The organism is Serratia sp. (in: enterobacteria) (genome assembly GCF_046715635.1).
Classification (GTDB): Bacteria; Pseudomonadota; Gammaproteobacteria; order Enterobacterales; family Enterobacteriaceae; genus Chania.
Map to the genome: position 1 here is coordinate 1 of NZ_JBKJYW010000486.1, position 3713 is coordinate 3713.

Consider the following 3713-nt stretch of genomic DNA (forward strand, 5'->3'; position numbering starts at 1 on the left):
CGGGTGTGGCCGTCGGCCAGCAGCAGGCTGATATGCTGTTGGACCTGCTGGTGATCGCGTTCAATTACGGTACCGAAAAACTGGTTGCGGGCGCTGGTTTGCAACGAGAAACGGGCGATGGCGGCCAACAGGCTGTCCAACGGCAGATGGTCTTGTTGCAACACGTCAAAGGCCTTCTGCTGGATTTGGCCCAGCAGATCGTAAAGTTGGATCAGCCGCAAGCCATAACGGGTCACCTGCGCGCCGCCGCCGCCTTTGCCACCGGTAGCGCGCTCGACCACCGTTTGCTCGGCTAGCTGATTCATTTCGTTGATGGCATCCCAGGCGCTTTTGTAGCTGATCCCCGCCAGTTTGGCTCCCTGACTGATCGAGCCGGTATGCACCACTTGCTTGAGCAGCGCGATGCGGCGTGGGTCAGCGAACAGCTTCTGCTGCAGCTTTAAGGTAAGGAGGATCTCGGCCTGCATGTTAGGTCCTTATAGGGCAATAAGTCCGGTCATTGTCGCCGATTTGCCGCAAAGCGCCAACTGAGCACGTTTAGCCGGTTACAAATTTCCTGCAGCCGGTAAAATAACCGCGTTTTCGCCTGCGTTTTGGTTTACAGTGAAGCCTACGCAGCGGTTTAAAGCAGTTAAGTGAGGCTACCATGTTAGAATTATTGACCAGTCTGTTGTTTGCCGTGTAATGGTGCCGGTAGTAATGGCCATTATTTTAGGCTTGATTTATGGCTTGGGTGAGGTGTTTAACGTCTTCTCCAAAGTTGGCCATCCTAAAGAAAACCGCAGCTAATCCCATCCCAAATGCCCGCCGAGCCGTTTTGGCGGGTATTTCTCAAGTTATCTCTCGCTTTGCCGATAAACCGCATGACAATCGTTCTCGCTGCGTTATATTATTTTTTACATAGCGATGTGATGATAGTTAACTTGCGGAGAAAACAATGAAACAGCAATGGATTAACTGGGTTGGCGGTATGGCATTGGCTTGCGGGCTGGTGGCACAGGTTTCTGCGGCGGAGAAAATCACCGTGTTTGCCGCGGCCTCGCTGACCAACGCTTTACAGGATATCGCCACCGAATATCAGAAAGGCAAAGACGTCGAAGTCGTCTCCTCTTTTGCTTCCTCCTCAACGCTGGCACGCCAGATTGAGCAAGGGGCGCCTGCGGATATGTTCATCTCTGCCGATCAGCAATGGATGGATTACGCCATCGATAAGCAGCAGATGGTGAAAGACACCCGTTATACCCTGTTGGGCAACGAACTGGTGCTGATCGCCGCCAAATCGGCAAAACAAGATAAAGTCACCCTCAACAAGCAAACCGACTGGGCCAAATTGCTCAACGGTGGCCGCCTGTCCGTGGGCGATCCGGATCATGTTCCTGCGGGTATCTACGCGAAAGAAGCGTTGCAGAATTTGGGAGCATGGACCACGCTGGAACCTCAACTGGCGCGGGCTAATAACGTGCGCAGTGCCATGGCCATGGTTGAGCGTGAAGAAGCCCCGCTGGGCATCGTTTACGGCTCCGACGCCGTGGCCAGCGACAAGGTCAAAGTGATTGCCATCTTCCCAGAAGACAGCCACAAGCCGGTCGAGTATCCAATGGCCATCGTTAAGGATCACCAGACGCCAGCCGTGACGGCTTTCTACGATTACCTGAAGACCCCGGCCGCTGCGGCTATCTTCGAACGTTATGGATTTACCCCGCGTAAATGATATTAAGTGAGTATGAATGGCAGGCGGTTGAACTGAGCCTGAAAGTCTCCAGCCTGGCAGTGATCTGCAGTTTGCCGCTGGGTATTTTGATGGCCTGGATCCTGGTGCGCTGCAATTTCCCCGGTAAATCGTTGTTGGATAGTATTATTCATCTGCCGTTAGTCCTGCCACCGGTGGTGGTGGGCTATTTGCTGCTGATCGCCATGGGGCGGCGCGGCTTTATCGGCGAATGGCTGTACAACTGGTTTGGTTTCAGCTTCAGTTTCAGCTGGCGTGGTGCCGCCTTGGCTTCGGCGGTGGTGGCCTTCCCGCTGATGGTGCGTGCTATCCGTATGTCGCTGGAAGCGGTAGATACCCGGTTGGAACAGGCGGCCCGCACCTTGGGCGCTAATCCGTGGCGGGTGTTTTTCACCATCACCTTACCGCTTTCTCTGCCCGGCGTGATCGTAGGTGTGGTATTGGCCTTTGCCCGCTCTTTGGGCGAGTTTGGTGCCACCATCACCTTTGTTTCCAATATCCCTGGTGAAACCCGCACCATTCCGCTGGCAATGTACACCCTGATTGAAACGCCTGGGGCCGAAGCGGCGGCAGCGCGCCTGTGCGTAATTGCCATCGTGTTGGCACTGGCTGCCCTGATGGTTTCCGAATGGCTGGCCCGCTGGGGCCGCAAGCGTATGGGTTTATAGATGTTAGAACTGGATTTCTCCCAACAGCTTGGCGATCTCAATCTCAACGTACAGGCTAATCTGCCGGCTCAGGGGATCACCGCGATCTTCGGGCTTTCCGGGGCCGGTAAAACCTCCTTGATCAACGCCATCGGTGGCCTGACGCTGGTGCAGCAGGGGCGTATTGTCCTTAATGGCCGTACGCTGGTGGATACCGCCAGCGGTGTCTGTTTGCCACCGGAAAAACGCCGGGTTGGCTATGTTTTCCAGGATGCGCGCCTGTTCCCGCATTATCGCGTACGCGGCAACCTGCAATACGGTATGGCGGCCAGTATGCGCGGCCAGTTTGACAGCATTGTCGAGCTGTTGGGGATTGCGCCGTTGCTGAACCGCTTGCCTTTGACCCTGTCCGGCGGTGAAAAGCAGCGCGTCGCGATTGGTCGGGCGTTGCTAACCGCGCCGGAACTGTTGCTGATGGATGAACCGCTGGCCTCGCTCGATATGCCGCGCAAGCGTGAGCTGTTGCCGTATCTGGAGCGTCTGGCGCAGGACGTCAACATCCCCATCCTCTATGTCAGCCACAGCATGGACGAGATCTTGCGCCTGGCAGAGCAGGTGATGGTGTTGGATCACGGCCAGGTGCGGGCGTATGGCGGGCTGGAGGAGGTTTGGGCCAGCAGCGCGCTGCGGCCTTGGCTACAGCGTGAAGATCAGAGCAGCGTGTTGAGCGTGAGCGTGATTGAGCATCACCCGCGTTATGCCATGACCGCGCTGGCGCTGGGCGATCAGCGGCTTTGGGTCGGCGGTATTGAAGCGCCAGTGGGCAGCCAAATGCGTATTCGTATCAACGCCGCCGACGTTTCTTTAGTGCTGCAACCGCCAGCCAACAGCAGCATCCGTAATATTCTGCCCGCCAAGGTGGTGGAGTGTCTGGATGTGGCAGGGCAGGTTGAGGTGAAGCTGATGGTCGGGGAAAATATTCTCTGGGCGCGGATCACCCCATGGGCACGTGACGATCTGGCTATCAGGCCCGGTCAGTGGCTGTATGCACAGGTCAAGAGCGTGTCGATCAGCCGTGATGGCCCCTCACCCCAACCCTCTCCCACAGGGAGAGGGAGCTATTAGACCCTGCTCTTTTGGAAATAAAAAGGTCATCTCAGCAAACTCGATCGCCCCCTCATTCAAGGTGAGCCAATGAATTTACAAACCTACTCGATCGGTCCCCTTGTATGTTTAAAGGTACTTTAATTACCCCCCCAAAGGTGGGTAGACTTTAACCGAGTAGTACCTGACGCCACAGCCCGATTCCCCTCTGGGACAACAAGCCCGCGGGAGAG

The 3713-nt window shown here is 56.1% G+C and carries 4 protein-coding genes and 1 pseudogene; 4 read left to right on the forward strand and 1 reads right to left on the reverse strand.

Going from position 1 to position 3713, the window contains the following annotated elements:
• On the reverse strand, positions 1-467 hold a 467-nt coding region (locus ACLQ7H_RS24850; protein WP_411754973.1), incomplete at its 3' end, for a LysR family transcriptional regulator.
• Between the two features lie 179 nt (positions 468-646).
• Here ACLQ7H_RS24850 and ACLQ7H_RS24855 point away from each other — a divergent pair.
• The 4 genes and pseudogenes from ACLQ7H_RS24855 to modC all read left to right on the forward strand — a co-directional run bounded on the left by ACLQ7H_RS24855 (position 647) and on the right by modC (position 3501).
• Positions 647-789: pseudogene (locus ACLQ7H_RS24855) on the forward strand (AcrZ family multidrug efflux pump-associated protein).
• 148 nt (positions 790-937) lie between these two features.
• Positions 938-1711, forward strand: a complete 774-nt coding sequence (gene modA / locus ACLQ7H_RS24860; RefSeq protein ID WP_411754974.1) for a molybdate ABC transporter substrate-binding protein — start codon at positions 938-940, stop codon at positions 1709-1711.
• A complete protein-coding gene (gene modB / locus ACLQ7H_RS24865; RefSeq protein ID WP_024483123.1) occupies positions 1708-2397 on the forward strand; it encodes a molybdate ABC transporter permease subunit in 690 nt (229 codons plus the stop codon). Before modA ends, modB begins: the two co-directional genes overlap by 4 nt.
• Positions 2398-3501, forward strand: a complete 1104-nt coding sequence (gene modC, locus ACLQ7H_RS24870) for a molybdenum ABC transporter ATP-binding protein ModC (protein WP_202670842.1) — start codon at positions 2398-2400, stop codon at positions 3499-3501.
• The last annotated feature ends 212 nt before the right edge of the window (positions 3502-3713 follow it).